This is a genomic window from Arthrobacter sp. Rue61a, assembly GCF_000294695.2.
GTDB classification, from domain to species: domain Bacteria; phylum Actinomycetota; class Actinomycetes; order Actinomycetales; family Micrococcaceae; genus Arthrobacter; species Arthrobacter aurescens_A.
In genome coordinates, this window is sequence record NC_018531.1 from 4,503,157 (window position 1) to 4,528,231 (window position 25,075).

The 25,075-nt window shown below is 63.0% G+C and carries 26 protein-coding genes; 12 read left to right on the top strand and 14 right to left on the bottom strand.

What is annotated here, in order from left to right:
- Positions 1-870 (top strand): class II glutamine amidotransferase, encoded by an 870-nt coding sequence (locus ARUE_RS20590; RefSeq protein WP_043470834.1) that lies wholly within the window; start codon positions 1-3, stop codon positions 868-870.
- A gap of 85 nt (positions 871-955) precedes the next feature.
- Here ARUE_RS20590 and ARUE_RS20595 read toward each other — a convergent pair whose 3' ends face one another.
- Positions 956-2,338: an MFS transporter gene (locus ARUE_RS20595; RefSeq protein WP_014923174.1), complete on the bottom strand. Its 1,383-nt coding sequence runs from the start codon at positions 2,336-2,338 to the stop codon at positions 956-958.
- A gap of 166 nt (positions 2,339-2,504) precedes the next feature.
- Here ARUE_RS20595 and ARUE_RS20600 point away from each other — a divergent pair, with 166 nt between their 5' ends.
- Both ARUE_RS20600 and ARUE_RS20605 read left to right on the top strand, forming a co-directional pair.
- Positions 2,505-3,389 carry a helix-turn-helix transcriptional regulator gene (locus ARUE_RS20600; protein WP_043470837.1) on the top strand — a complete coding sequence of 295 codons (885 nt, stop codon included), beginning with the start codon at positions 2,505-2,507 and terminating at the stop codon, positions 3,387-3,389.
- Positions 3,390-3,482: 93 nt separating this feature from the next.
- Complete coding sequence (locus tag ARUE_RS20605) at positions 3,483-4,106, top strand: hypothetical protein (RefSeq protein ID WP_043470839.1); 624 nt, start codon at positions 3,483-3,485, stop codon at positions 4,104-4,106.
- An 11-nt stretch (positions 4,107-4,117) separates the two neighbouring features.
- On the opposite strand, the gene ARUE_RS20610 is transcribed toward ARUE_RS20605, so the two are convergent.
- On the bottom strand, positions 4,118-4,576 hold the full coding sequence (locus tag ARUE_RS20610) for a VOC family protein (protein ID WP_011776573.1): 459 nt from the start codon (positions 4,574-4,576) through the stop codon (positions 4,118-4,120).
- Positions 4,577-4,620: 44 nt separating this feature from the next.
- Between ARUE_RS20610 and ARUE_RS20615 the strand changes: the two genes are divergently transcribed.
- The gene (locus ARUE_RS20615) at positions 4,621-4,971 is read left to right on the top strand and encodes a MerR family transcriptional regulator (protein WP_014923178.1); all 351 of its coding nucleotides are present in this window, start codon (positions 4,621-4,623) and stop codon (positions 4,969-4,971) included.
- A gap of 48 nt (positions 4,972-5,019) precedes the next feature.
- A complete protein-coding gene (locus ARUE_RS20620; protein ID WP_014923179.1) occupies positions 5,020-7,026 on the top strand; it encodes an HNH endonuclease signature motif containing protein in 2,007 nt (668 codons plus the stop codon).
- Between the two features lie 136 nt (positions 7,027-7,162).
- Here ARUE_RS20620 and ARUE_RS20625 read toward each other — a convergent pair whose 3' ends face one another.
- Positions 7,163-8,350 (bottom strand): 4-hydroxybenzoate 3-monooxygenase, encoded by a 1,188-nt coding sequence (locus ARUE_RS20625; protein ID WP_014923180.1) that lies wholly within the window; start codon positions 8,348-8,350, stop codon positions 7,163-7,165.
- 118 nt (positions 8,351-8,468) lie between these two features.
- Positions 8,469-9,209, bottom strand: a complete 741-nt coding sequence (locus tag ARUE_RS20630; RefSeq protein WP_011776577.1) for an IclR family transcriptional regulator — start codon at positions 9,207-9,209, stop codon at positions 8,469-8,471.
- A 216-nt stretch (positions 9,210-9,425) separates the two neighbouring features.
- Here ARUE_RS20630 and ARUE_RS20635 point away from each other — a divergent pair, with 216 nt between their 5' ends.
- Complete coding sequence (locus tag ARUE_RS20635) at positions 9,426-10,739, top strand: MFS transporter (protein WP_043470842.1); 1,314 nt, start codon at positions 9,426-9,428, stop codon at positions 10,737-10,739.
- A 15-nt stretch (positions 10,740-10,754) separates the two neighbouring features.
- On the opposite strand, the gene ARUE_RS20640 is transcribed toward ARUE_RS20635, so the two are convergent.
- The 3 genes from ARUE_RS20640 to ARUE_RS20650 form a co-directional block, all read right to left on the bottom strand.
- Positions 10,755-11,171, bottom strand: a complete 417-nt coding sequence (locus ARUE_RS20640; protein WP_014923182.1) for an Hpt domain-containing protein — start codon at positions 11,169-11,171, stop codon at positions 10,755-10,757.
- Complete coding sequence (locus ARUE_RS20645) at positions 11,164-11,856, bottom strand: signal peptidase I (RefSeq protein WP_014923183.1); 693 nt, start codon at positions 11,854-11,856, stop codon at positions 11,164-11,166. Before ARUE_RS20645 ends, ARUE_RS20640 begins: the two co-directional genes overlap by 8 nt.
- A 107-nt stretch (positions 11,857-11,963) precedes the next feature.
- Entirely contained in the window at positions 11,964-12,572 is a 609-nt protein-coding gene (locus tag ARUE_RS20650) for a TasA family protein (RefSeq protein WP_014923184.1), read from the bottom strand.
- A 220-nt stretch (positions 12,573-12,792) separates the two neighbouring features.
- Between ARUE_RS20650 and ARUE_RS20655 the strand changes: the two genes are divergently transcribed.
- Entirely contained in the window at positions 12,793-13,548 is a 756-nt protein-coding gene (locus tag ARUE_RS20655; RefSeq protein ID WP_043470845.1) for a ZIP family metal transporter, read from the top strand.
- Positions 13,549-13,582: 34 nt separating this feature from the next.
- Here ARUE_RS20655 and ARUE_RS20660 read toward each other — a convergent pair whose 3' ends face one another.
- Positions 13,583-14,839 carry a hypothetical protein gene (locus tag ARUE_RS20660; RefSeq protein WP_014923186.1) on the bottom strand — a complete coding sequence of 419 codons (1,257 nt, stop codon included), beginning with the start codon at positions 14,837-14,839 and terminating at the stop codon, positions 13,583-13,585.
- Between the two features lie 209 nt (positions 14,840-15,048).
- On the opposite strand from ARUE_RS20660, the gene ARUE_RS20665 reads away from it, so the two are divergent.
- The 3 genes from ARUE_RS20665 to cls are packed head-to-tail and all read left to right on the top strand — an operon-like array spanning position 15,049 to position 18,116.
- Entirely contained in the window at positions 15,049-15,534 is a 486-nt protein-coding gene (locus ARUE_RS20665; RefSeq protein ID WP_353580103.1) for an SHOCT domain-containing protein, read from the top strand.
- A 44-nt stretch (positions 15,535-15,578) separates the two neighbouring features.
- A complete protein-coding gene (locus ARUE_RS20670) occupies positions 15,579-16,643 on the top strand; it encodes an AI-2E family transporter (protein WP_014923187.1) in 1,065 nt (354 codons plus the stop codon).
- Between the two features lie 6 nt (positions 16,644-16,649).
- Positions 16,650-18,116, top strand: coding sequence for a cardiolipin synthase (gene cls, locus ARUE_RS20675; RefSeq protein WP_014923188.1), 1,467 nt, complete (start codon positions 16,650-16,652; stop codon positions 18,114-18,116).
- A 31-nt stretch (positions 18,117-18,147) separates the two neighbouring features.
- On the opposite strand, the gene ARUE_RS20680 is transcribed toward cls, so the two are convergent.
- Positions 18,148-18,798, bottom strand: coding sequence for a DedA family protein (locus ARUE_RS20680; protein ID WP_014923189.1), 651 nt, complete (start codon positions 18,796-18,798; stop codon positions 18,148-18,150).
- A gap of 74 nt (positions 18,799-18,872) precedes the next feature.
- On the opposite strand from ARUE_RS20680, the gene ARUE_RS24255 reads away from it, so the two are divergent.
- Both ARUE_RS24255 and ARUE_RS24260 read left to right on the top strand, forming a co-directional pair.
- On the top strand, positions 18,873-21,323 hold the full coding sequence (locus ARUE_RS24255; RefSeq protein ID WP_014923190.1) for a winged helix-turn-helix domain-containing protein: 2,451 nt from the start codon (positions 18,873-18,875) through the stop codon (positions 21,321-21,323).
- Positions 21,227-21,508, top strand: a complete 282-nt coding sequence (locus ARUE_RS24260) for a response regulator transcription factor (protein WP_286139900.1) — start codon at positions 21,227-21,229, stop codon at positions 21,506-21,508. Before ARUE_RS24255 ends, ARUE_RS24260 begins: the two co-directional genes overlap by 97 nt.
- Positions 21,509-21,662: 154 nt before the next feature.
- Here the strand turns inward: ARUE_RS24260 and ARUE_RS20695 are convergent, their stop codons facing one another.
- The 5 genes from ARUE_RS20695 to ARUE_RS20715 all read right to left on the bottom strand — a co-directional run bounded on the left by ARUE_RS20695 (position 21,663) and on the right by ARUE_RS20715 (position 25,062).
- On the bottom strand, positions 21,663-21,923 hold the full coding sequence (locus tag ARUE_RS20695; RefSeq protein WP_011776589.1) for a GlsB/YeaQ/YmgE family stress response membrane protein: 261 nt from the start codon (positions 21,921-21,923) through the stop codon (positions 21,663-21,665).
- A 73-nt stretch (positions 21,924-21,996) separates the two neighbouring features.
- Entirely contained in the window at positions 21,997-22,926 is a 930-nt protein-coding gene (locus ARUE_RS20700; RefSeq protein ID WP_014923191.1) for a serine/threonine-protein kinase, read from the bottom strand.
- Entirely contained in the window at positions 22,923-23,288 is a 366-nt protein-coding gene (locus tag ARUE_RS20705; RefSeq protein ID WP_286139902.1) for a hypothetical protein, read from the bottom strand. The genes ARUE_RS20700 and ARUE_RS20705 overlap by 4 nt, the downstream gene beginning before the upstream one ends.
- Positions 23,289-23,403: 115 nt before the next feature.
- Positions 23,404-23,901, bottom strand: a complete 498-nt coding sequence (locus ARUE_RS20710) for a MarR family winged helix-turn-helix transcriptional regulator (protein WP_051025037.1) — start codon at positions 23,899-23,901, stop codon at positions 23,404-23,406.
- 96 nt (positions 23,902-23,997) lie between these two features.
- The gene (locus tag ARUE_RS20715; RefSeq protein WP_043471576.1) at positions 23,998-25,062 is read right to left on the bottom strand and encodes an FUSC family protein; all 1,065 of its coding nucleotides are present in this window, start codon (positions 25,060-25,062) and stop codon (positions 23,998-24,000) included.
- Positions 25,063-25,075 lie beyond the last annotated feature (13 nt).

The window sequence follows — 25,075 nt, forward strand, 5'->3', positions numbered from 1 at the left end:
ATGTGCCGTCTCTTCGGGCTCCACGCCGGTCCCCGGCCGGTGCGGGCCACCTTCTGGTTGTTGGACGCCCCGGACAGCCTTTCCGCGCAAAGCCGGCGGGAGCCCGACGGCGCCGGCATAGGCACGTTCGATTCTGCCGGCAAGGCGCACGTGGCCAAACAGCCTTTGGCCGCATGGGAGGACCACGCTTTCGCCCGTGAAGCGAGGGACTTGAAGAGCACAACGTTCCTGGCCCACGTGCGGTATGCCAGCACTGGTGCGCTCACCATGGTCAACACGCACCCGTTCGAGCAGGACGGGCGGCTGTTTGCGCACAACGGCGTTCTTCACGGCCTGGACCAACTCGACCAGCGACTCATCGAGCTCGGCGTGATGGACCTGGTGTTGGGTCAGTCGGACAGCGAACGCCTTTTCGCGCTTATCACGGCGGAAACGAGGCGGGCCGACGGGGACGTGGGGGCAGGCATCGCGGCGGCCATCAATTGGGTTGCCAGGGATCTACCCGTTTTCAGCCTCAACTTCATCCTGACCACCGCAACCGACATGTGGGCGCTGAGGTACCCGGCCACCCACCCCTTGTATGTGCTGGAAAGGGATCCAACTGCGGCACCTGATCCGTCCGCCCCGCTGGATGCTCGAAGCAAGCGAATCCGTTCGAAGAGCACCGAGCTCTCCCGTTCTCCGCATGTCCTCTTCGCCACCGAACCCATGGACCCGAACCCCGGCTGGCGGCCCATGGAATCCGGCGAGCTGGTTCACGTGGGCCCGGGTCTCGCCGTCACCTCCACTGCGCCCTTCCCGGATGCTCCTGCGCGTCTGCTCACGCTCGCCGATCTTGAACCGACCGCGGCGGCGTCGCAACAGCCTTGACCGCCACTTCTGCAGTCCGTTCCCAACGCGACAAACGCACGACGGCGACCTTCCGCCGTCGTGCGTTTGTCGCCTTTGCGCGACGTCAGGCGGAAGCCGGCTTCCTGAGGAACACCGCAACGGCCACGGCAGCCGCGACGCACATGGCCGCATTCACCCCCACCGCCACCGTGACGCCGCTGAGCACGGCGGGAGCGTCCGATGCGCCGATAGCCACCAGCTGGGCGGTGAATACCGCGCTCATCACCGGAATGCCCATGGTGATGCCGATCTGCTGGCTCATGGTGGCCAGACCCGTGGCCATTCCTTGATCAGAGTCGGGCAGCCCGGACGTGGCGGTCACCATAAAGCCGACGATGACCACCAGGTTGGCGACACCCCCAATGAATGTCGCCACCAGCAACAGCCCTAAGGACGCCGGATCTGAGCTCAGCCACACCAACGCTCCGGTAGCCACTGCCTGAACCACGAACCCATACACGATTGCCCTCTTGCTGCCCACACTCGCGATCACTCTTGGCCCCAGCACGCCGCCGAGGACCGTGCCCAGGCCCAGGACGGCAAAGGAAAGACCCGCCGCGAGCGGCGTATAGCCGAGGACCTGCTGCAGGTACAGGGTCAGCAGGAACACCAGCGACGTCTCGGTGACGAACGCCAGAACCCCGGCGATGTTGCCCCACGCCACGCTTGGACGCTTGAGGATGCCGAGGGGCACCAGCGGGTGCGGGGCACGGCTTTCAACCCTGGCAAACACGGCAAAGAGAATGACGGCGGCCGCAAGCGCACCTAGCGTCAGAGGCTCGGTCCATGAGTGTTCGGCGGCATGGGTGAGGCCGAACACCAGGGTGAGCAAGCCCAGCGTGACCGTGATGGCGCCGGGAACGTCGAGCCGGACCTTGGACGATGGTCGGCTTTCGGCGAGTACAACGGGTGCGATGAGGAGAACTGCTACCGCAACGGGAACATTGATGAAGAACGCCCACCGCCAGCTCAGGAGCTCGGTCAGCAGCCCACCAAGGATTGCCCCCGTGGTGAATCCGGCAGCCATCAGGGAGCCGTTGAGCCCGAGTGCCCTGTCCCGAAGAGGGCCCTCCGGGAACGAAACCAGCAACAGCGACAACGCAGCCGGTACCACCATGGCTGTCGCGATGCCTTGGCCAACCCTTGCCAGCAGCAGCCACGCCGGTTCAGTGGCGAGGCCACCAGCCAGGGAAGCTACCCCGAGCAGTGCCATGCCGATCAGGAACATCCTCCGGCGTCCCGCCAGGTCCGCTACGCGCCCGAAAAGCAACGTGAGGCCGGCTGCGCACAGGGCAAAAGCCGTTGCCACCCATTGGAGGTTTTCCAGCGAGAAGCCCACGTCTGAGCCGATGGCAGGCAGGGCGACGTTGAGGATGGAGAAATCGACTGCCAGCGTGAAACTCGCAGCCAGGAGGACAATGAGCGCCAGCCGCTGCCTGGTGGTCATGCCTTGTTTGGCTACGCCTGTTACTGGCTCGACGTGGGGATGACTGATTTTGTTGGATGTTGGCATGCCCCCAGCGTGGCCGTGTTCGTGTTTGGCAACCACACCCCGTTGTGGGTACCACTGGCAGTGACAGGACAATGCCGGCCAGCACATGAACAATGGGGGCATGGGTACACACAGTGAACTTGGGGAGTTCCTTCGCGTCCGCAGGGCAGCCTTGCAGCCAGATGACGTCGGCGTTCTGAACTACGGCACCCGGCGCGTCCCTGGCCTGCGACGGGAGGAACTGGCCATGCTCGCCGGAGTCAGCACCACGTACTACACACGGTTGGAGCAGGGCCTCAGCACTAATGCTTCAGAAGCCGTGATCGGTGCGATCGCCCGTGCCCTGAACCTTGACGAGGCCGAGCGCGCGCACCTCTTCAACTTGGCGCGCCCCGGAAAGGCGAAGCGGCGCATGCCGTTCAAACCGGACAAAGTGCGGCCCGGGACCCTGCGACTGATCCAGTCCATGTCCGGTACCCCGGCCGTTGTATTGGGTCGCCGAAGTGAAGTGCTGGCGTGGAATGCCCTGGGGCACCGGCTCGTCGCCGGCCACCTGGAATACGCCGCCCCGGAGACCCCGTCCTCGCGTCCCAACATGACCCGGCTGTTGTTCCTCGACCCCCACACACGGGAGCTGTACACGCGCTGGCCAGAGGAGGCCAGCCGTGCAGTAGCGTCGTTGCGCCTGGTGGCAGGAAAGTCCGCCGATGATCAGGAACTGGCTGCCCTGGTTGGTGAGCTCACTTTGAAGAGCCAGGAGTTTGCGAAGCTCTGGGCCAAGCATCCAGTGGAGAACTGCATGTCCGGAGTGAAATACATGCAGCATCCGGAAGTGGGTCATCTGGAGCTGAACTTCGAGGTACTTACGCCGCCGGATGAGTCCGGGCACCGGGTCCTCCTCTATGCCGCAGACCCGGGATCTCCGGGAGCGGCGGCCCTGCAGCTTCTCCAAGGTGCGGGTGATTTCGAAGGCGCGCTGCGCAGCGCGGCTGAAATCGACCGCTGAGAAAAATAGTAAGCCTCCTTGCTTTCTCGCTGATGAGGATGTTTTGCTTGACTATGAAAGGCCAAAGCCCAGGCATCCGGACAAGGAGCTGACATGGCAGACAGAAACATCGCAGGGTCAAGCACACCCAGGGGCCGCAGGAACGACGTGGTCGCTGCCGAGAAAGAACGCTTTGGCGGCATCAAATGGGGCTCGGCCTCCTTTGGCTGGCTAACGGCAATCGGGATGACTGTCCTGCTGAGCGCCTTAGCTACCGCGATCGGCGTCGGCGTGGGGGCAGCGAATTCTTCCACCGCCGAACAAGCAGCGGAACAGGCGCAACAGAACGCAGAGACTCTGGGCATCGTCAGCGGCATCGTCCTGGCAATCGTCTTATTCCTGGCGTACTACTGCGGTGGTTACGTCGCCGGACGCATGGCCCGTTTCGACGGAGCGAAGCAAGGGCTCGCGGTGTGGCTATGGGGCATCATCGTCGCCATCATCGTAGCGATCCTCGCGACTGTGGCCGGGAGCCAGTTCAACATCCTCAGCGATCTCAATGGCGCGCCCCAGATCCCCGTCGACGGAAGTCTCATGACCGCCAGTGGCATCATTGGCCTCGCCATCGCGTTCATCGTGCCCCTCATCGGCGCCATTCTAGGTGGCAAGGCCGGAATGCGCTTCCACCGGAAGGTGGACCAAGCGGGGATCGACCATCAAACGGGAGTCGCCGGTTAGGCCACGAGCGGTCAGGGGCGTTTGAAACCAGGCTTCGAGCTACGTTCTTCGATGGATTCAAGCTCCTGGAACAGCGTGATTTGGAGCCCGCCGGGTGCTTCGAGCCTCGAATTCAACGACTTCCACGGGGTTTCCCTGGGTTCAGCAATCAAGGTGCCTCCTGCTTCGACCAAGTCTCTAGTGGCCGCGGCGGAATCATCCACTTCGAAGGCGATTCGAATCTTGGCACTGGGCTGTCCGTCGGCCTCAACCTGGTCGATCAGCCGCACCTGCGCGGGGTTGGAAATCTCCAGCGTGGCTCGGCCGGCTTCCAAGATGGTGACGCGGGCGTCCCCTTCCCCTTCAAAAGCAGCCTGCTCCGACAGGCCCAGGGTGTCGCGGAAGAACATCAATGCAGCCTCGTAATCCTCAGCCTCCACGACGAGGCGCAACTGCCGGACCGGTGACTTTGGGCTTGGTTCACTTGTCATGTCTGTACCGTAGGACCTGACACCAACGTGAGGGGCAAATACTTATGCGTATCGGCGAACTCGCTGCAGCGACCGGGGCTAGCGTGCGTTCACTTCGCTACTACGAAGATCAAGGCCTTCTCAGTCCGTTGCGCTCACAATCCGGGCAGCGGACCTACAGCCACGACGCTGTTCAGCGCGTCGGGTTAATACAGCGTCTCTTCGACGCCGGACTCTGCAGCAAAGCAATGACTGAACTCCTGCCCTGCATCACTGATCATGGAAAGCGGACATCGGAATTGCAGGCCCGGCTCCTGCGCGAACGGGCAAGACTCAGCAACAACATCGCTGTGATCGAGCGCCACCGCGCGTCCTTGGACCATCTGATCGACGAACTGCGCACTTTATCCACATAGCGGCGATGAGGGCTGATGCCTGATGGACCCAAATGACATTGTTGATTTATGGAAGGCATTGGGCAGACATTGGCGCGGCGGGCGGATTCGTCCGGTGCCGACGGGCTGCCGGGACGCATCCCCCTAAGAACGACAGCGGTGCCCGGTGAGATCGCAATCGGTCATAAGCTTTCGACGGCGGTAGGCTCCACTGCGGGCAACCCACTCAGCGCTGAGCTGCTTCACGGCTTGGAGTCGATCGCCAACTCCTCGGAGTTCCAGCGGGACCGCAGGGTTGGCTCAAAACAAGGTTCGCCAACGAAACCAATTACATCGAGTGAGGACTTAGAACCACGCAGCGGCTGCACCGGCACCGTCCCGGGGCTGACTCAGGTGCTCGGCCAGGGGGCTGCCCTGTTGGAATCGATGCGCTCGACTGCTGCCGCGGAGGCCCGGCTGTTTGGGTTTGTTGAGGCCGCGGATTTTGCCGGCAGGGTCGAGGAGATCTCGCGATCCGTGGAGTATTTGCAGGTGGTTGCGGCGCAAGCCGTGGAACGAACCCGGACGGAAGCACAGCATGCGCCACCGGGGTCGTCAGCAGCGCCGGAGTGGCGGACAGGTTGGACTGAACCGGCGGGGCCTTCGACGGTTCCCGCAACTTCAGCCTCGGCGGATACCGTCCCGGCGGGAGCAGCAACTCATACCAGTACGGCCGTCGCGGGTGCGGGCAATGCGACGGCGACGGCATCCGCCAATCCTTTGGACGATGGGTATCGGAACGCGGCGGAGTTCCTTCGGGCACGGTTGCGGATCGGTATCGGCGAGGCCAGGCGCAGGCTCGCCCTCGCCGCCGAGGTCCTCCCCCAGGCCGGAATGACCGGGCAGGACGTCCCGGCCCGGCGTGAAATCCTCGCCGACGCCATCGGATCGGCTTTGGTGCCCTCCCGGTCCGCGACGATCATCAGTACCGCCCTGGACAAGGTCCGGCACCTCGCAGAACCCGGGACCATCACCGACATGGAACACGCCCTCACCACCACCGCCATCGAATCCGACCCGGACTTCGTGGCCAAGATGGCCCGACGCTGGACCGACCTGATCGATCAGGACGGTCCCGAACCCACTGAAGAAGCACTCCGGCAACTCCAAGGCGCGTTCCTCCGCCGCCGACGCCGCCACGGACTCCACCACCTCGAAATCTTCGCCACCGCAGAACAATACGAAACCCTCACCACCGCCATGAACGCCGCCACCAACCCCCGACTCACCACCACAGCCGAGGGCGGCCCGGACGACGAACCTGGCACGGGAGCCCCGGCCGGAGCAGCCACAGACGGAACAGACCCCGACGGATCAGGCGCCGACGGCCGAGCGGCGCATGGAACAGGACCTGGATTAGCCGGCCCCGACTTGGACCGGCGCTCGAGGGCCCAGAAACTCCTCGACGGCCTCGTCGGTGCGTGCAGCGTCGCGATGAGCACCGGGAAACTCCCGTCGAACGGCGGCCTCCGACCCCAAGTCACCGTCACCATCGACCGCCGCGACCTCCTCAACCAACTCCAACTCACCCACAGCCAGCTCCCGGAAACCGGCACGGCCGCGAACCCGCCCAGCACCCGCAACCAACCCGGTACCCGCAACCGGCTCAGCACCGGCACAGCCACGTTCACCGGCCCGATCCACCCCAACACCATCCGCAAAATCGCCTGCGACGCCGACATCCTCCCCGTCCTGCTCGGCAGCGACTCCCAAATCCTGGACATCGGCCGCACCACCCGGATCTTCCCACCCCACATCCGCAAAGCCATCACCGCACGCGACCAAGGCTGCGCCTTCCCCGACTGCACCATGCCCGCACCCTGGTGCGAAGCCCACCACACCACCTACTGGTCCCACGGCGGCACCACAGGCACAAACAACGGCACCCTGCTCTGCAGCCACCACCACCACCTCATCCACAAGGAGCAATGGCGCATCGACATGACAACAGGCATCCCCTGGTTCATCCCCCCACCCCACGTCGACCCCCACCAAACACCCCGACGCAACCACCACCACACACCCCACAAGACATGAGCGAAAGGTGGGAAGAGCTGGAAGCGGATTGCTGTTTCGGCGATTCAGCCACTCACTGATACAGCGAGCCACCAAACCAACAGCCAGTGAGTCACCGGGTGCTGCTAGTGCAGCATGCGGCCTGCCTCCACCAGGATTACCGGGAGGTCGGCCAACCTGTGTACGACTCCGCCAGGTATGCCTTGGCGTGCTCGGACGTCACAACGGAGTGCAGCTCACCAAGCTGGCGGGCGCGGTCGAAGTCGTCGGCGCCCGGCACGGTGTGCAGCATGGACGTCATCCAGTACGAGAAATGTTGGGCCTTCCAGACACGGTCCAAGGCGCGGTCGCTGTAGGAATCGAGCAACGCAGTGGAGCCGCTTGAGTAGAACGAATCCAAGCCTTCGAACAGCACCTTGACATCGTGTATCGCCAAATTGAGGCCCTTGGCGCCAGTGGGTGGGACGGTGTGCGCAGCGTCGCCGGCGAGGAAGAGGTTGCCGTGACGCATGGGGGTGTGGACGAAGCTGCGGAACGGCAGGACCATCTTTTCCAGGACCGGCCCTTCTTTGAGCTCAAACCCGTTGCCGTTGACTCGCTTGCGGAACTCGGTCCAGATGCGTTCGTCGTCCCAGTCGGCCACGTTCTCCTTGGGGTCGCACTGGAAGTACATGCGCTGAACGGTTTCGGTGCGCTGGCTGATCAGGGCGAAACCGTTCTCGGAGTTGGCGTAGATGAGTTCGTCGGCGCTGCGCGGGGCCTCGGCCAGGATTCCGAACCATGCGAACGGGTACTCGTGGAAGTACCATTTGCGGTTGGCTTCGGGGATCTGGAAGCGGCAGTGGCTGCGCGACCCGTCGGCACCCACCAGGAAATCGGCTTGGATTTCGAACTCCTGGCCCCCGGCGTCGGTGAACCAAACTTTCGGCTTGCCTTCGAGGTCGTGCACAGTGGTGTCCGTAACGCTGTAACGGACGTCGCCGCCGTCGGCCTCCCGCTTGGCGGCGAGGTCCATGAAAACGTCCGTCTGCGGGTACAGCCACACGGATTCGCCTACGAGTTCCTTGAAGTTGATGCGGTGGCTTTCGCCGTTGAATCGCAGTTCGATTCCGTCGTGTCGGTCGCCTTCGCGCAGCACCCGGTCCGAGACGCCGGAATCAACCAGCAGGTTCACAGTGCCATGCTCGAGGATTCCGGCGCGGACCGTTTCCTGGATATCCTTGCGGCTACGGATCTCCACCACCACCGATTCGATGCCCTGCTGAGCCAGCAAGTGGGAGAGCATCAAGCCGGCGGGGCCAGCGCCCATGATGGCGACTTGAGTGGTGATAGCTGTGCGTGCCATGGTATTCCTCGCTTCGTTGCGTATCCCGGCTTGCTCGGAAGCGGGGATGAGTCTGGAATTAGTGTGGCCCGGGTTTCGTGATGAGCGTTACAACAATTCCGTTGAACGGAAAGCAGATCTAGTCGGCGAGTTGGCGCCCTATCCCTCGAGCCGCCGTCTGGAGCGCGGGCACAAGCGCTTGGAGCCGCATCTCCGCAAGGGGCACAACTACCCCGAGCGCCGCCACCGTGCGTCGCTTACCGTTCATCACCGGCACGGCAATGCCCCACGTGTCCGGGTCCACCACGCCAGCCAGTTGCGCGTACCCCTGCTGCGACGCTTCGGCCAGGTAATGACGCACGACGTCGGCAGTCACCTTTCCGAACGGATCCGCGAACTGCTCCAGGTACTCCGCCTGCAGTTCACGCGACTGGTGTGACATCAGGGCCAGCCCTGCTGAGGAAATATGGACAGGCATCCTGCCGGCGATCTGCGCCCTGTTGGCCACCGATCCCCGCCGGGAAAGCCGCTCAACGAAGAGCGCCTCCCATCCGTCAAGCACGGCCAAGTTCACATTCTGGTTGAGGACCTGCTGGATGTCCTCCATGAACGGCATGGCTGCCTGCCGGAGGGCAAGCGTGGGCGAATTCCGGTTCACGAGCTCCCACAGACGCAGCCCCAAGCGGACAGTCCCCCCGGCCCCAAGATCCAGAAGTCCGTGTTCGGAAAGTTGCCGGACCAAGCGATGGGTTGACGAAAGCGGGAGTCCGGCGCGGTGGGCCAGCTCGCTCAGCTGCAGCGAGGGCACCCCTTCCGGAAAGGCCTCGATCAATCGCACCACGCGGTCCACCACAGAATCGCCGGATGCCGAGTTGGCCACGATACGCTCCCTTGCCTCTTGGTCACTGCCTCTTGGTCACTGCCTCTAGCCACGGCTTCTTGGTTAGTGTCTCGTCTTCAATATGACGTGACACCCCAAGCATCTTCCATTCAATGGTAGAACGTGTGCCAGACAACATCATGCGGTGATACAACTCTCATGAATGACCGACCGACCGTTCAGCGGTCGGGCCCACTGAGAAGTACCGAGGACGCTATGCCAACGATGTCATCTGCCCGCCGCTCCCAATGGCCTGTTTGGCTCTGTTGGCTGGCCATGGTCCTGGACGGCTTCGACCTTGTGGTCCTGGGCACCGTCATCCCAACACTCATCAAGACCGGCGAGCTTGGATTCGACGCCGTCGGAGCCACCTTCGCAGCCACCATTTCGTTGGTGGGCGTGGGCCTCGGCGCTCTCTTCATCGCGCCGCTCTCGGACAAGTTCGGACGCCGCAAACTGCTGATCGCCTGCGTGGCAAGCTTCTCGCTGTTCACCATCGGAGTTGCCTTTGCCCCGAACGTCGCCGTCTTCTCCCTGCTTCGCATGCTGGCTGGGCTCGGCTTGGGCGCCTGCCTCCCTGCCGCCTTGGCCTACATTAACGACTACGCCCCAGCCGGATCCGCGGGCAAGTCCACCACGCGGACCATGACCGGGTACCACGTTGGCGCTGTTGCAACGGCACTCCTGGCAATTTTCATCGTTCCGAACTGGCGACTCATGTTCATCATCGGTGGCGTTGCCGGCCTGGTGCTCCTGCCGTTCTTGTGGGTCAAGTTGCCTGAATCGCTCCGTGAAGTAACGCCCGTGAAGACCGGCTCAGCACAGGCCGGCTCGCCAAGGGCTGCCGAACGAAAGCCGAGCGAATCCGCGAACGCAACAACCGGCGTCGAGCATTCAATCGTCGCCAAGCCAAAGACAGGCTTCCGGGACCTCCTGCAGAAGCCCTATCCCATGGTTGCCGTGGGCATCGGCATCGCGTCATTCATGGGCTTGCTGCTGGTTTACGGCCTGAACACGTGGCTGCCGCAATTGATGGCCGCCGCCGGATACCCCGTGAGCACGGGCCTGACGCTGCTGCTGGTCCTGAACCTCGGCGCCGTGGCGGGTCTTTTCCTCGCCGGAGTTCTGGCCGACAAGCACGGGACCAAGAAGATTGTGCTGATGTGGTTTGGATTGTCCGCGGTGTTCCTGGCGATTCTGAGCGTCAAGATCCAGAACGAGTTCCTACTCAACGCTGCGGTGTTCGTCACCGGCGTCTTCGTCTTCAGCTCACAGGTGCTGGTCTACGCCTGGGTCAGCCAGCTTTTCCCGCCCCGCCTCCGCGGAACTGCACTGGGCTTCGCAGCAGGAGTGGGCAGGCTCGGTGCGATCGTTGGGCCTGCCGTGACCGGGACCTTGGTGGCCGCGAACATCGCCTACCCTGCGGGGTTCTACGTATTCGCCGCAGCCGGGATCCTGGCAGTCGCCGCGCTATTCGTGGTGCCGCATGAGGTCAAGACCGCTGACTCCAGTGTGCCGGTAGACCGCTAGACGCCAGGTTGGCCGCTAAGTCGTGCGAGGAATCATCGACTGGCAGAGCGACTCCCGAGCCTTCCCCAGCAACTGCGGTCCGGCAGCGAAGCAGCGGTCCGTAGAGTTCTGAAGCGCCGGGAATGCCTCCACTGCGGAGTCGAAGTGGTCTTCCCGGATCATCAGCTCAATGGCCCGGCACTGGTCTTCTGTGTCCAGGGCGCCCACCATGGCCGAGGAAACCTTGAGGCTGAGGATGGCGTCCATGCTCGCGTCGACGTCGTGCCGGCACAAGCCGTTGGAGATCCTCAGCATCCGGCCGGGCAGCATGGACAGATATGTGGAGAGAAAACGGAGCGCTGGTGTTGAGTCTCCCAACTCGTCAGCCAGCACTGTCAGCTTGCACGGTTCAAGGGCTGTTGCCTCCGGCGTTGGGTCCGGGTCCTTACTCACCGCTGGCTGCCTGGGGAGCTGCGACGCTTTCCGGCGCTGATTTGCTGGGGTCTTTGGTCCAGATGGAGGCGAGCATTCCGATGACCAGGATGGTGGGTGCGCCGTACATGAGGGTGTTCATGACGATGGGTTCGCGGAGGGTGCGGATGGCGTTGCCGACGTAGGGGATGGTGGCGATTTGTTTGTCCACGGTTTTGCCTTGGAGGGTGGCGATCCAGGGGTCGATGCCGTTGTTGGCGTCGCCTTTGGTTTGGACTGCTACTCCGCCGTCGGCGGTGGTGGTGATCTCGGTGATGCGGTGGGTTTCCACCCGCTGGTCTTCGACGGGGATGTGGTAGGTGATGACGTCGCCCGCTTTGATGTCCGTGACGGGGGCGGGGACGGTCACGACGACGTCGCCGGGGTTGATCAGCGGCGCCATGGAGCCGGTGAGCATGGTTGAGGTTTGGTAGCCCAAGATCCGTGGTCCGATCGCCAGGAACAGGAACACCATTGCGCCCAGGACCAGCATGCCCACACCAATTCCCCTGGCTACCTTGCCGGCGACCCGACGGAACGCACCCGGTTTGCCGTTGGCTGTTGTTGCGGCCGCAGCTTCCGTAGGGATCACGACGGCGGCAGTAACCTTCCCGGCGGAACGCCGGCCATGGACTGCGGGTTCGCTGATGGTGGTGATGGCGCTCATTGCCTGGCGTTCCTTCCGTGGCTGGGTGGGTCTACCGGCGGACCTGATCGGGCAGGGGGGGCGCCCGACCAGGCCCGGCGGGGCTGTTGTTGTTTCTAGGGCAGTGCTTACTTGGTGGTTTCGGTGCGTTGGGTGCCGGTGAAGGCGAAGGCGATGGTGGATGCGGCGCCTTGGAAGTCGTTGTTCGCAGTGGTGGGGAACGCGGTGGTGACTTTGAGGTTGTCGGTTTTGGCCGAGGTCAGGGAGGTGAGGTTGTTCAGGGCCTTGTTCGCTGCGATGACCGGGCCGGAGGCCAGGACGGTGGTTTTGGTTCCGGTGCAGTTGTAGGGTGCAGCGGCGCCGGTCCAGGCTACGGAGCAGTTTTCGATGGTCAGCTGCAGGCCGTTGGTGGCGTCCGTGGTGAGCAGGGATGCGGTGGCGCCGGCGGAGGTGGTGAGGGTGACGTTGTTCAGGTCCGAGTTGCCGGTGTTGGCCAGGGTGACGAGCTTTTCGACCTTGTCGCCGGGCAGCAGGCCCGTGACGGGGACGTTGAGGGTGTTCGCGGGGCCGGGTGCGCCCAGGGCGATGGTGACGGTTCCTGCGGTGACGGCCTGGGAGGCGGAGGTGGAGGAGGTGAACGCGCCGTAGGTGCCCATGCCGGCGACGGCGGCTGCGGTGCCGACCAGTGCGACGGAAGCGAGGATCTTGCCTGAGGTGGTCTTGAGGCTGATGGCCATCTGAGTATGGTCCTTTCGGGAGGCCACCGCGGGTCCGGCCGGCCGTTCTTTTTCAGCCTCTCTGGCTGACAAGAACTACTGTGCCGGGCCCGGATCAAGAACCAATCCTGTGTTCGGTCAACAGTTCCTCAGGAAACCCTCAAGACTTTCAGCAGTCACACAAGGTGCCATGTGCAACACTTCATGATGCACGTGAACGGCCGATGAGAGGGCAGGAAAAATGCCAATGTGGTTGCAGCCCTTGATGTGGGGAACGCTGGCCGGCGGTGCCTTGGTCCTTGGGGCGGGCATCGCGTGGATGTGGAAAGTACCGCCCAAGATCGTGTCCACGGTGATGGCATTCGGCGCGGGTGTATTGATCTCGGCGTTGGCGTTCGAGTTGGTAGACGAAGCCGTGGAGGGCGGCGGCTTGCTCCCCACAGTCCTAGGTTTCCTCCTGGGCGCCCTGATCTTTGTGGGCTCCAACGCCCTGCTGGCCCGTGCCGGCGCCAAGCATAGGAAACGCTCCGGCGGCTCTCAGCCTTCCGAGAAAGACTCCCCCGGAAGCGGCACGGCCATCGCAGTAGGTGCCCTCATTGACGGCATTCCCGAATCCGTGGTCCTCGGCGTCGGACTCCTCGCCGGTGGAGCAGTCAGCCCCGCCATGCTCGCCGCCGTTTTCATTTCGAATGTTCCCGAGGGGCTCTCCAGCACGGCAGGCATGAAGAAGGCCGGGCGCAGCCCCGCGTACGTCTTTGGTACGTGGATCGGCATCGCTGTGTTCAGCGGGCTTGCTGCACTTCTGGGGTACACCGCATTGGAGAACGCTCCGGAAACCGTGATCGCGTTCATCACCGCCATCGCCGCAGGCGGCATCCTTGCTATGCTCGCCGACACCATGATTCCCGAGGCCTTCGAGGAGCATCACAATCTGACCGGGCTGACTGCCGCCGTCGGCTTCCTGAGTGCCTTCACCATTCATCACGTGGGCGGCTGACGCGCTGCACCGGCATGAGCGGGGAGGGCTGGGTCTAGAAGGGCAGCAGCCCAAGCGCCGGCAAGGCAACCGCCGTCGAGATTGCCATGGCCGCTGTATTGCCGATGACAGGATGGAATCCGGCCGGCAGCCACGCGGATATGGCCCTGGCTATAGGCGGCGCAAGGACCGCACCCACTACGGCCCCGCCCACCATCGCCGTCCAGGAGCCGCCGTACGCGAGGACTGTTGCAGGAGCCACTGACACGACGGACGCGTAGGTGGCCGCCCACCCGCCGTCGCGGTACCAACCACTCCATAGCGTGACGCCGATGGCCGACGTCAGCGCTTGGGCAAACAGTATGTGTGGCAACAGGCCCGTTCCGTACGACGACAATCCCGGGTTCAGGACAAACGCCGCGCCCACGGCCAGGATCACGCAGGCGCCGGCGAGTTCGTTGGCAAAGAAGTGGGTTTCGGTGAAGTCCCTGAGGACCCGGCGCGCCGCCCACTGGACGTCCCTGAGAAATTTCGGGATAGGGCCCGACGGCGGCAGCTCGGGTTGCGTCGCCGGCCGAGGCTCCCGCAGGACAAGCCACGGCAGCCGCCGGGCAAGCATGAACGAGATGACCGACCCCACTGACATAGCCAGGACACACGCCACCACGGCTGGCAGGCCAAGCGGCGCAGAGACGGTAGGGATGAACAGCAACGCCAGCGGTGTGGTGGTGGCTGCCCCCAGGACAGCGCCGGTGATGCAGGTCCGCCACCCCGCCCCGTAGAGAAGAACCATGGCGGGGGCGACGCACACCAACGGCACGAATGTAGGCTGCCACCCGTCGTCGAGCATCCCTCCGAACGCCAGGTTGGACAGCATCAGACTCAGTGACGCCGAGGTCAGGACCCACGGCCACAGGCCTGTGCCGTAGCTGAGCGTGCCGGCCCATTTCGCGCCTCGTCGGCCGGCCCACCACGCAGCCGTGGCACCCGCGAGCAGTCCGAGCGCTGCAAGATCGGACTTGTAGAACAGGGGCTCGGTCATGTCGCCGAAGAACCAGCGCAGGGCGGCAAACGCCGAAACTGTGGTGTCCTGCGCCCAGCCCTCGTAACCGGGGCCAATCCGCGGCGAATGCTGCGCCAGCCAGTGGAGGAGAAGTGCGAATCCTCCGATGACGGCGGCAATTCCAAATGCTCCCAGGGCGGTGCCGGCGACGGTGCGTTCGTCGCCTGTTCGGAGCGAAGGTTCCGACGACGATTCCGCCGGATTTTCCGACTGCGGGACGGCGTTGTCGGCTGCGAAAGAGTGCGTCATTGGTGGCCCTAAGCGTGCGGAGTGGCGTTGCTTGAGCAGCGTAACGGACCGTTGGATGCAGTCCGCAGCCGCCGTGCTACGGGAGATTTGTGACCGACCGGCGCCCAGGCCCCAGGACCGCCCGTGGTGAGAGCCGGGGCCACCTGGGCTCACCCTTAGTGGGTGATCTTTCTGTTCAATCGTTACCTATCCACTGAAGGCACGCACACTTGGGCGTCAGCGAATTGAAAATGGTGTTGTGGTCCTGCCGGGGATCGGTTCCCGTGCCGGATGACGGCGGTCCAGCCCCGGGCCGAATGAACGATGGGAAAGACACCATGAGCTTTTTGGAATCGTTGTGGAGCATCATTGTTGCTTTTTTCTTTATTGCTTACCTGATCCTCCTCTTTCAGATCATTTCCGATCTTCTCCGCGATAAAGCCCTCAGCGGTGGCGTCAAAGCATTATGGATCCTGTGCCTGTTTGTGGCTCCCTTTATCTCCGCATTGATATACGTGATCATGCGCGGGAAGGGCATGGCCCTACGCAGTGAAATACGGGTCCGGGAATCCGTTGAAGAGGCGGAGAATTACATTCGTGAAGTCGCCGGAGCCCCATCGCCCACCCAGCAAATCGAAGCAGCCAAGGCACTGCTTGCGGCTGGAGATATAACCGAAGCCGAGTACGCTCGCCTCAAGGAGATCGCTTTGGCCTGACTCAGGCTACGGTCCGCCATTCCCGTACGGCCGAAAGGGACCGCATGACGCGATTGAAGGCATTTCCGCTGCTGGAGAGCGGACCGTTTCGATTCGGCCTCATCGCAGCGCTCGGTGTATTGGTCGCCTTGGCCTTGGGCTCCGCCGTCATCACGCTGCGGTATTCGCTGACCTTGATCTTTGCGGCCCTGTTTATTTCACTGGGGCTCTATCCCTTGGTTCGCTGGCTGGAACGCTGGAAACTCTCCCGCGGTGGCGCCGTCCTTGCTGTGGCGGTTGGCTTCCTGGTGCTTGTAGTGGTGCTGATCCGTTTCATTGTCCCGATTCTGGTGGAGGAGGGCGCCGCGCTGGTCCGGGTGCTTCCTTCCAGCTTTGATGCGGTGGGCGAACAGGAATGGTTCCGGGACTTCAACGGCTCCCTGGGCGGAGCACTGTCGCCGTTGCTCGAATGGCTGGAAACCTCGGCCGCGGATCCAAATGTGTGGCTTGCCATTGGCGGCGGCGCCGTGCAGGTTGGCTACAACGTGGTCAACGGAACCTTCGCCGTGATCTTCGTAGTAGTCCTGACGCTCTACTTCGTGGCCGGGCACGAGGTCATGAAGTCCAGCCTTTATGCGCTGGTTCCGGCTTCCCGCCGGGAATCTTTCGCTGATATCTCGGAAACAATTATCGCTTCCGTGGGTAAATACCTGAGTGGAATGTCAATTCTCGCCCTGCTAAATGCGATCTTCACCTTCATTGTCCTGTCGGTTGCCGGGGTGAGATATGCGGCAGTACTCGCGGTCCTGGCATTTCCCATCACCCTCATACCTTTGGTGGGCAGCGCGATCAGCACCACAATCATCACAGTGGTTTCGCTTTTCACGTCTCCCGCAACTGCACTGGTGGTTTTCCTCGTCATGCTGGTCTACATGCAGGTGGAGGCCTACGTACTGACGCCCCGGGTAGTGGGGAAGGCGATCAGCATCCCGGGCTCCTTGGTCCTCATCGGCGCGATGGTGGGAGGGACGCTTCTGGGCCTGCTGGGGGCGCTGATAGCGTGCCCCACCACAGCCTCGATTCTGCTGATCATCAAGAAGGTTGTCATACCGCAGCAGAACGCCAAGTAGCGCGGCATGCAAGGACTACTGAACGACGTCGATGTTGTCGCCTTGATCTTGTTGGCGCTCCACATCGTGCTCGGATCAATCGCGGCGGTGATGGTCTCAGCCAATCGCCGCCCGTCGTCCGCCATTGCCTGGGTACTGGCGATTATCTTCATCCCCTACCTGGGAATGGTGGCGTTCCTGCTGGTGGGCCGCGGCAAGCTTCCCAAGGCTCGGCGGGAGAAGCAGCGCGCCGTGAACGAGCTCATACTGGGACGGACGCCAGGCCTCTCAGCAGTCAGCCACAGTGAGGAGTGGCCCGCCTGGCTGCGGTCCGCCGTCGAACTTAACCTCCGTCTGGGCGCGCTGCCCATGGTGGGCGGCAACCGGGCCGAGTTGCTGGAGGACTACAAGGGTTGCTTCGATCGAATGATCGCGGACATCGACTCCGCCACGGAGTACGTGCATGTGGAGTTCTACATTCTGGCGTTGGATCCCACTACGGCTCCGTTCTTCGAGGCCATGGCCAGAGCACGCGCGCGTGGCGTGGCGGTCAGGGTCCTGTTCGATCATTTGGCGGCGGTGCGCGAACCCACGTATCGGGACATGCTGCGCGCTTTTGAGGGGATGGGCGCCGAATGGCATGCCATGCTCCCCCTCCGACCGTTCAAGGGACAATGGCAACGCCCGGACCTGCGCAACCACCGCAAGCTGGTGGTGGTGGATGGAAGGGTGGGTTACACGGGTTCGCAAAACCTCATCGACGCGTCCTACAACAAGAAAAGCAACGTCAGGCGCGGGCTCCAATGGCACGAACTGATGGTGCGGTTGGAAGGGCCAGTGGTGCGCGAGCTCAACGCCGTGTTCGTCACTGACTGGTACAGCGAATCCGAGACCCTGCTGCCGCTGGACACCTCCCCGGTTGTCCTCGGTTCCGCGCCCGAGCTCATCGACGCCCAGATCCTGCCGAGCGGCCCCAGCTTCGACAATGACAACAACCTCAAGCTGTACACCACGCTCATCTACAAGGCCGAGCATCGCGTCAGCATCACCAGCCCCTACTTCGTGCCCGACGAAGCCATCCAGTTGGCCATCATTACGGCCGCCTCCCGGGGCCTCAGCGTGGAGCTCTTTGTGTCCGAAGTGGGCGACCAAGCCATGGTTTATCACGCACAGCGTTCCTACTACGAAGTGTTGCTGCGGGCCGGTGTCCGCATCTACCTCTACAAGGCCCCGCAGGTCCTGCACGCCAAGCACTTCACAGTGGATTACGACGTCGCTGTGATCGGCTCAAGCAATATGGATGTCCGATCGTTCAGCCTCAACATGGAAGTCTCCGTGCTGGTTCACGGACGCTCCATCGTGGACCAGATGCGGGCTGTTGAAGACGGCTACCGGGAAGCCAGCACGGAGTTGCTGCTGGAGGATTGGCTCCGGCGGCCAGTGGGCCACGTGGCACTGGATAATCTGGCCCGACTGACGTCGTCGCTTCAGTAGCCGGTCACGTCACTAGCCCGGCTGGGTTAAGTCAGTCGTCCAGCTGGAGATACCACGTCACGCCGGCACTGATACCCCTGCCCAGCAGCAGCGAGAATGCTATTGCCATGACCACTGCGAATTCGGTGGACAAGCCAGGCAAAAGCCCTGAAAGGGCACCAATGCCAACGGAGTATGCGGACCACAGGATGCCGGCAGCCACTGAATAAAGGATGAACCTTCCCCGCGGAACGGGCGTGATGGCGCTGGCCACGTTCATGGTGAGCCGCCCCAAGGGAACGAACCTGGACGTCAGGACCCACGACGCTGCGTGCTTGGCTAAGCGCTCCCGGGAAGCGTGCAGGGCCTTCTGGGTCCGGGGGCCACGGAGTATCCTCCAGTTGGCCATATCCCGGTGCCGGACCAGTTCATACGCCCCCACATCGCCGGCCACGGCACCGGCCAGCATCGCCACCACCAACAAGAACCCGTTCGGAAGGTTATCCGTCGCTGAAAGAGCTCCCAATGCCACAAACAGGGACGTCGTGGGAATTGGCGGGAAGACGGCAGACAACGCCACGAAGATCGCTCCGAGCGGGTAGACCCACCCGGAATCCGCGGCGCTCATGAAGTCCTTAAAAGCCTGCACGGTGAAACCCCTCTCCCGGGCCTCGTCCAAGCGTCTCACGGCCGCCAAGATCATCCTTACGTCCTGGAGTCGCCACGCGGATCGCCTTTACCGGGTGAATCCTCGATACCCCGCCCTACACTGAAGGAGTGGACGACCAAGGTGGTACCCGCCCGGACCTCTTGAGCCTGAAGCCAACTGCGGTCCCCCGGCTGCCCTTGGTCCTGCTGGCTCGATCCCGACTCGTGGCCAAGCTCGACGACACGGCCGATACCGTCCTCATCTGCGCCCCTGCCGGGTACGGAAAAACAGTGCTTCTGAGCCAGTGGCTGGAAGATCAGGCACACAAGGTGGCGTGGCTCAGCCCCAACCAACACAACAGGGACGCGCTTTGGCCCGCGATGTTGCAGGCGCTGAGGCGATCCCCGGCCATCCCGCCCGGTGCACTCAGGCAATTTTCCGGAGACGAAAGAGATGCCGTGGAAGTCCTGGGTGACCTGGCCCAGGAGCTGGCCTCCACCGGCACCAGCGTTCGCCTGGTCATCGACGGAGTGGACGGCTTCAGTTCCGATGAACGCGAGCGTTGGATTCCGGCGCTGCTCAACCAATCCGGACCACCCATCCAACTGGCACTCGTTGCACGGGACAGCACTGCGGTTGATGCCGGACCTGCCCGGCTCAGCGGCCGCATCGTGGAACTGCGCTCGAGTGACCTGGCTTTCAGTCTTGAGGAAATCAACGTACTGGCAGCAAAGACGACCACCCTGACGGGGATGCACCAACGGCGCGAGCTGTTCAGGCAGACCGCGGGCTGGCCTGCCTGTGTAGTCCTCGCGCTGCGTTACCTGCGCGAAGCCGCCGATACCGAGGCCCCCTTGGGAGACATCGCTGCCAACAACCGGCAGCTCTCCGATTACCTGGACCACCACATCATCCGCACCCTTTCCGGTGAAGAACGGCATGTCCTTTCCAGTACCAGTGTGTGCCACGTGGTGGTTGCTGCTCAGGCCAATACCCTTGCAGGCCACCGGAACGCCGGAAGCATCCTCTCCAGCTTGGCCGATGACCGCGACCTTGTTGAATCGGCAGGTAGCGGGCGGAAAGTCTTCCTGGTCCATCCCCTGATCCGTGCGTTCTTCAGGGCCGAACTAGCCCGGAAGCAGCCAGACGAACTACTCCGCTTCAGCCGGATCGCCGCCCAGTGGCATGAGCAGGCCGGCGAACCCGAAGCGACGCTCAGGCACGCCATGGACTCGGCGGACAACGGCCTGATCGGCGAAGTCCTTGAACGGCACGGCGCATCACTCCTGGGGTCCGGTGAAGTCATGCAGGTCCGCCGTGCGATAGCGGCTTTGCCCGATGCCGCCTTCGCCACGAACCCCACGCTCTGCGTGGTTGCCGCCCTGGCACACGTGGAAAGCCGTCAGCCCACCACCGCAACCCGCTACATGGCCGCGGCTAACCGAACCCGGGCAGACGACTTACCTCCCGATCTCCGCGAACTGCAGGCATTGGCAAAAGCACGCCTTTCCTGGTTCAACGATGGCTGGGAAGATCAGGACCCGCAAGCCACGGCGGACTATGCTGCCCTCCGTTTCTCGAGGCAAAGTGATGTCCGCATCGAGGCGAGAATGGTCAGCGTCACCGCCGCACTGGTGGAAGGGAAATATGGAACCGCGGAGAACGAGGCTTCCGCCGCCCTGATGGAGGCCACCGAGGCGGGCAACGCCTACCTCGCCGGCAAGGTGTACCTCAAACTCGCCGCCACCTACTCCATGCAAGGCCAGCTACGCCGTGCCAGTCACTTCCTGCGGCTCGCCGAGGACAAGCTTCCGGCACACGTGTGGACGGCCGGAGCCGGCAGGTCGGTTGGAGCCCTGATGCATGCCTCTGCTGCGCTCCTCCGAGCGGAACCAGCAGAAGCCCTGCGTTTCGCTGCAGCCGGCGTTGCCGAACTCGGTCAACTCGGGGCTGCCTCCAAGGGTGTGGGAGCTGCCATGCGAGCCACCTTGGAAATAATCACTGCGTGCGCGCACATGGATTCCGGGGACAGGCGCAACGCTCTTGAAGGCATGCGCCAAGCCCGCCTGCGCATCGGCAGGGACCATCTCTTTGCACAACCCCTGGCTGCCTGCATCGCTGTCATTGAGCACACGGCCGCGCTGGTACTGGGGCATGCCGACCATGCCCGGGAGGTCCTGGAATGGGCGGAGGAGCGAATACCAGGAACGGGTGAGCTTTGCCTCCTCCGCGCCCAGGGTCCAGCAGGGATCAGCCGATTCGACGCCGCTGCCGATCGGCTCAAGCCGTTTCACACCGGTGCGGTGAAGCCCGTGCTGGAATGGACCCGGCTCCACGTTAACGTCCTGGAATGCTCCATGGCCATCCGGACCGGACGACGGTCACTTGCCGGCAAAATTCTGGAAGAAGCCCTGCGTCAGCCGACGACCTGGACGTGCTCCGGCCCTTGGCAATCGCGCCCCACGAGGTCATTGATCTCCTGGTGGAAAGGGCAGGTTCCTACGGACCCCAAGAGACTCTCGCTCAGCGCCTGCTGGTTTTGCGGCCGCCCACCGATGCCCGGCGGGCGCAGGCCTTGACTCCCCGGGAACGGGAAGTCCTCACTCTTCTTCCGTCTCACTTGTCGCAGGAACAGATGGCAGCGGAACTCCACTTGTCCGTGAACACCGTGAAGACGCACGTTCGGATTATCTATTCGAAGCTGGGGGCCGGTTCGCGGCATGACGCGGTGGCCGCAGCCTACAAGAGCGGATATTTGCCGTAGCCGTGACCTCGGAAGACGCCGCTCATCGACCTGGCCCTCGGCTACTCAGCCGAATAACAGCCTTTAACTCCTGGATAACCCCCGGAGGGCAGCAAAGAGGCCCCGACCCTGCAGAACCAGCAGCAGAATCGGGGCCTCTTTGTCATTCAGACGGTTATGCCTTCTTGCGTGTGACCAGTCCCCAAATGATGAGTACCAGCAGTGCGCCGCCGATTGCGAGCAACCACGTGGAAAGCGACCAGAACTCGTTGATGCCTACATTGAAGAGCGCGCTGCCGATCCAACCGCCCAGGACGGCACCCACGATGCCCAGGAGGATCGTGGCGATCCATCCGCCACCCTGCTTGCCGGGCTTGATGGCCTTTGCGATGGCTCCGGCAATCAAACCCAAAACAATCCAACCGATGATTCCCATTTTTCTTTCTCTCTTTCATGAAGAGGCCCCAGTTCGGCATAAGGACGCATGCCGCTATCGGCCTGATTGTTGGCTACCAGCTGAGCCGTCGGAGCATACCGACGGTTTGGCTGGCAGACGGCCTGCCGGCAGGATCGGGGTCTGTCATGGCATGAAGCACCATGGACCAGCGCCGCCGCACCGTGCCGGGAATTCGGGGTTCTCCAAGAGTCCTTGCCACCATGGACTCAAGGGGAGGGCCTGGGAACGCTTTGGTTCCGGTCAGGCATTCGAGGGCAACCAGTCCCAGCGAGTAGATGTCGCTGGCGGTTGTGGACGTTCCGCCGCACACTTCTTCAGGGCTGAGGTAGTGCGGTGTGCCCGAGGAAGAGTTGGGCACACCGTGGCGTCCGTTGAGGGCAATTCCGAAGTCGGCCAGTTTAGCGACTCCAGGGCCGCCGGGATCGGACGCGAAGTCCACCAGGATGTTGCCCGGCTTGATGTCGTTGTGGACAATTCCCCTGCGATGAACGTGGGCCAAGGCGCGGGCAACGTCGGTCATCCACGCGGCAGTTTGTTCCGGGGACGCGGGCTTGTCCTGCAGGATCCACCGCAGGTCCTTACCGGCCACCAGCTCCATCACCACGAAGTGGCGGTTGTCCTGACTGACGCCGACGCCGTCGCCACGGGAGTCGGTGTCACCGGAGTCGAGAATCCTGACGATGTTCCTGTGCCGCAAACGTCCATGGATTTCCAGCTCCCGCCGAAAAGGGGCGTTGTCCAAGGAGTTCGTTGACCTGAAGATCTTGACCGCCACCGTTTTGCCGGAGAGCAGATCCAATGCCTCGTTGACATACGCTTCCGAGCCGCCACCCAGTTGGGCACCGAGCCGGTAACGCCCTCCAAGCAGCACGTCCTGGTGCACCGATTTTGCGCCTGCATTTGCACTGGCATTTGCGGCCGGGCGCTCAGCAGTTGCGGCCCCGCGATCAGCGCGGACGGCCGCCCGGTCAAGGAGCGTCACTGCAGGAGGGATTCGATTTCGGCGGCGGGCACTCCGGTCACGTCGGCCAGAGCGCGAGGGTCGACTCCGGCGTCGACCGCTTTTTTGAACGTCAGTTCCAGGGTGTTCTGGGCGATTGCCAGTTCATGCTGCAGGCTCTGGCGGCGGAGAGCGGCGATCCAGACGCCGCTCACGGGGTCCAGGGCGTCGATATCCATCCGGAAGCCGCAACCGCAAGCCCACTCCGGCCAGATGGGTTCCACTGAAACCCACTGCATGGAGTCATATGATGGCCCGGCGGAGATGGCCATGTGTGCACCGCAATGCACGGGCCCCTCGGGAATAACCTGCTCCGTGACTACGTCAACGGTATTCTCAGCCACTGGTGTGGAGCTTGGTTCACGCAGCGCGACTGTCATCGTTCTCTCCCACACATTCCCTAGTAAGTAGCTTGGCTATCTAGTTATATGTGTACTTACTACTTAAGTCCAGTCGGGATTATGTGGCGATGGTGTCAATTGCGCCGCGCATACGCCTGAGAAATTCAACCACTACCGCGGATTCCTCGGCACTCAAGGTGCCCGCAACCTCCATCATTCGGGCGTGCATGTCGCCCAGAGTGCTGCGTACTTCCTGGTCCGACCCTGGGGTTGGTTTGAGGATGAGTGCCCGCCTATCAGTGGGATGCGGTTCGCGGATGACGTATCCGGACCTGACCAGCCGATCCACCAGCGACGTCATGGAAGCGGATGTCATACCCAGGCGGACCGTCAGCTCTTTTGGCCCCACGTCCCTGCCCGCGCGCTCGGCTTCCAGCAGGTACCGCAGGGCCAACAGGTCCGTTTCACCCATTCCCATGGAGGCCTGGGTGCGGCGCCGCATGTCGGCTTCGGCCGAGCGATAGTCCCTGAGTGCATTCAGGACGTCAACGGCGCCCATCTGCTTGCGGCTCTCCAGTCCGTACCAATAGCCCTGACGTTCACTTTTGTCGCTCATCACCAGTCCTTTGGTAGACATGTATCTCGATTGTCTAAGCAATTGATACTAGGTGATTTGCGCGGATGGCGCAGACCGTCACCGGTCCCCGGGTGGCTAAGCGTCCGGACCAACGGCCCGTAGTCGCCGCCAAACAGCCGGAGCTGCCACCACTGCAACGCCGACGGCGGCACCAATGACGGTCTCAACGATGCGATCACGCAGCAGTAAGGCAGGATCAACCGGCGCCGCCAACAGCGTGGCGATCAACGCCAGCGGCGTCACAAACACCTGCGCCACCAGGTACTGGCGGGCAATGAACATCTCCGCTCCGAACTGGCACGCGGCAATGGCCAAAACCATGGCCCACGGCGCGGGATTCAGCCACAGAATGCCGGCCAGCAAAACCAGCCCAATCACCGTACCCGCGATCCTTTGAATACCACGGCTCACCCTGTGACGAGTCGAATGACCCACCAACGGAACTACGGCCGCCACCATGGCCCAGTAGGTATGACCGAACCCCAGCCGTTCCCCCACCAACGTCGCGATGGTCCCCGCCAGGCCCGCAGCCACCAGGTAGCCGCCGCCTTCAAGCCAGATCGCCCGGCGCTCGGCTGAGGTGTGACGGATGGGCGGCGGCCGTTTCCACGGCGTCCGGTGGCTTTTGAGTACGCGCGAAGACATGCCGATGAGCAAGCAAAAGACTGTGGTCCCCACCGCAACCAGCATGGCTTCCCAGAGGGGAGGCTGCGCGGCGATGGAAGCAATGGCAGCGAAGGCAAAAATGTGAAAGAGTGAGCCGCCGGGCCGCAGCCGCCACGCGGCCACCACCACGGAACAAACACCGGCCACAACGGTAGTCGCAGCCGTCAGGAGCCAGGAATATGCTGCACCTTCGATGCCTCCAGCTTGCGCAAAACGGGCCATGAGCGTGGCCAGAAGAATGATCAAAAGCATGAAGCCGCCGGCGCGCAACTGGCTCCGGAACCGCACGCTGTGGGGCTCATTCCGACCATAAATTCCGGTGAAGGCACCAAACGACGCAAACACGGCAAGGTCCAGCCGACCCAACAGCGTCAACGTAATCAGCGGAACAAACACACCTACAGCGCAGCGGAGTGCGGGATGGTGGTCCTTGTTTCCAGGGCCCATCGTGAACATTTCCGCTACAGCCTTCAAGGAGCGGCTCGCC

What these genes read in the sequence shown, in the direction of transcription:
- ARUE_RS20625 (WP_014923180.1), bottom strand. Translation starts at nt 8,350, where the DNA reads ATGGCACGCACAGCTATCACCACTCAAGTCGCCATCATGGGCGCTGGC.
- ARUE_RS20605 (WP_043470839.1), top strand. Translation starts at nt 3,483, where the DNA reads ATGGCAGACAGAAACATCGCAGGGTCAAGCACACCCAGGGGCCGCAGG.
- ARUE_RS20610 (WP_011776573.1), bottom strand. Translation starts at nt 4,576, where the DNA reads ATGACAAGTGAACCAAGCCCAAAGTCACCGGTCCGGCAGTTGCGCCTC.
- ARUE_RS20695 (WP_011776589.1), bottom strand. Translation starts at nt 21,923, where the DNA reads ATGGGAATCATCGGTTGGATTGTTTTGGGTTTGATTGCCGGAGCCATC.
- ARUE_RS20645 (WP_014923183.1), bottom strand. Translation starts at nt 11,856, where the DNA reads ATGAGCGCCATCACCACCATCAGCGAACCCGCAGTCCATGGCCGGCGT.
- ARUE_RS20635 (WP_043470842.1), top strand. Translation starts at nt 9,426, where the DNA reads ATGCCAACGATGTCATCTGCCCGCCGCTCCCAATGGCCTGTTTGGCTC.
- ARUE_RS20650 (WP_014923184.1), bottom strand. Translation starts at nt 12,572, where the DNA reads ATGGCCATCAGCCTCAAGACCACCTCAGGCAAGATCCTCGCTTCCGTC.
- ARUE_RS20615 (WP_014923178.1), top strand. Translation starts at nt 4,621, where the DNA reads ATGCGTATCGGCGAACTCGCTGCAGCGACCGGGGCTAGCGTGCGTTCA.
- cls (WP_014923188.1), top strand. Translation starts at nt 16,650, where the DNA reads ATGCAAGGACTACTGAACGACGTCGATGTTGTCGCCTTGATCTTGTTG.
- ARUE_RS20655 (WP_043470845.1), top strand. Translation starts at nt 12,793, where the DNA reads ATGCCAATGTGGTTGCAGCCCTTGATGTGGGGAACGCTGGCCGGCGGT.
- ARUE_RS20595 (WP_014923174.1), bottom strand. Translation starts at nt 2,338, where the DNA reads ATGACCACCAGGCAGCGGCTGGCGCTCATTGTCCTCCTGGCTGCGAGT.
- ARUE_RS20670 (WP_014923187.1), top strand. Translation starts at nt 15,579, where the DNA reads ATGACGCGATTGAAGGCATTTCCGCTGCTGGAGAGCGGACCGTTTCGA.
- ARUE_RS20600 (WP_043470837.1), top strand. Translation starts at nt 2,505, where the DNA reads ATGGGTACACACAGTGAACTTGGGGAGTTCCTTCGCGTCCGCAGGGCA.
- ARUE_RS20660 (WP_014923186.1), bottom strand. Translation starts at nt 14,839, where the DNA reads ATGACGCACTCTTTCGCAGCCGACAACGCCGTCCCGCAGTCGGAAAAT.
- ARUE_RS20620 (WP_014923179.1), top strand. Translation starts at nt 5,020, where the DNA reads ATGGAAGGCATTGGGCAGACATTGGCGCGGCGGGCGGATTCGTCCGGT.
- ARUE_RS20590 (WP_043470834.1), top strand. Translation starts at nt 1, where the DNA reads ATGTGCCGTCTCTTCGGGCTCCACGCCGGTCCCCGGCCGGTGCGGGCC.
- ARUE_RS20680 (WP_014923189.1), bottom strand. Translation starts at nt 18,798, where the DNA reads ATGATCTTGGCGGCCGTGAGACGCTTGGACGAGGCCCGGGAGAGGGGT.
- ARUE_RS20710 (WP_051025037.1), bottom strand. Translation starts at nt 23,901, where the DNA reads ATGAGCGACAAAAGTGAACGTCAGGGCTATTGGTACGGACTGGAGAGC.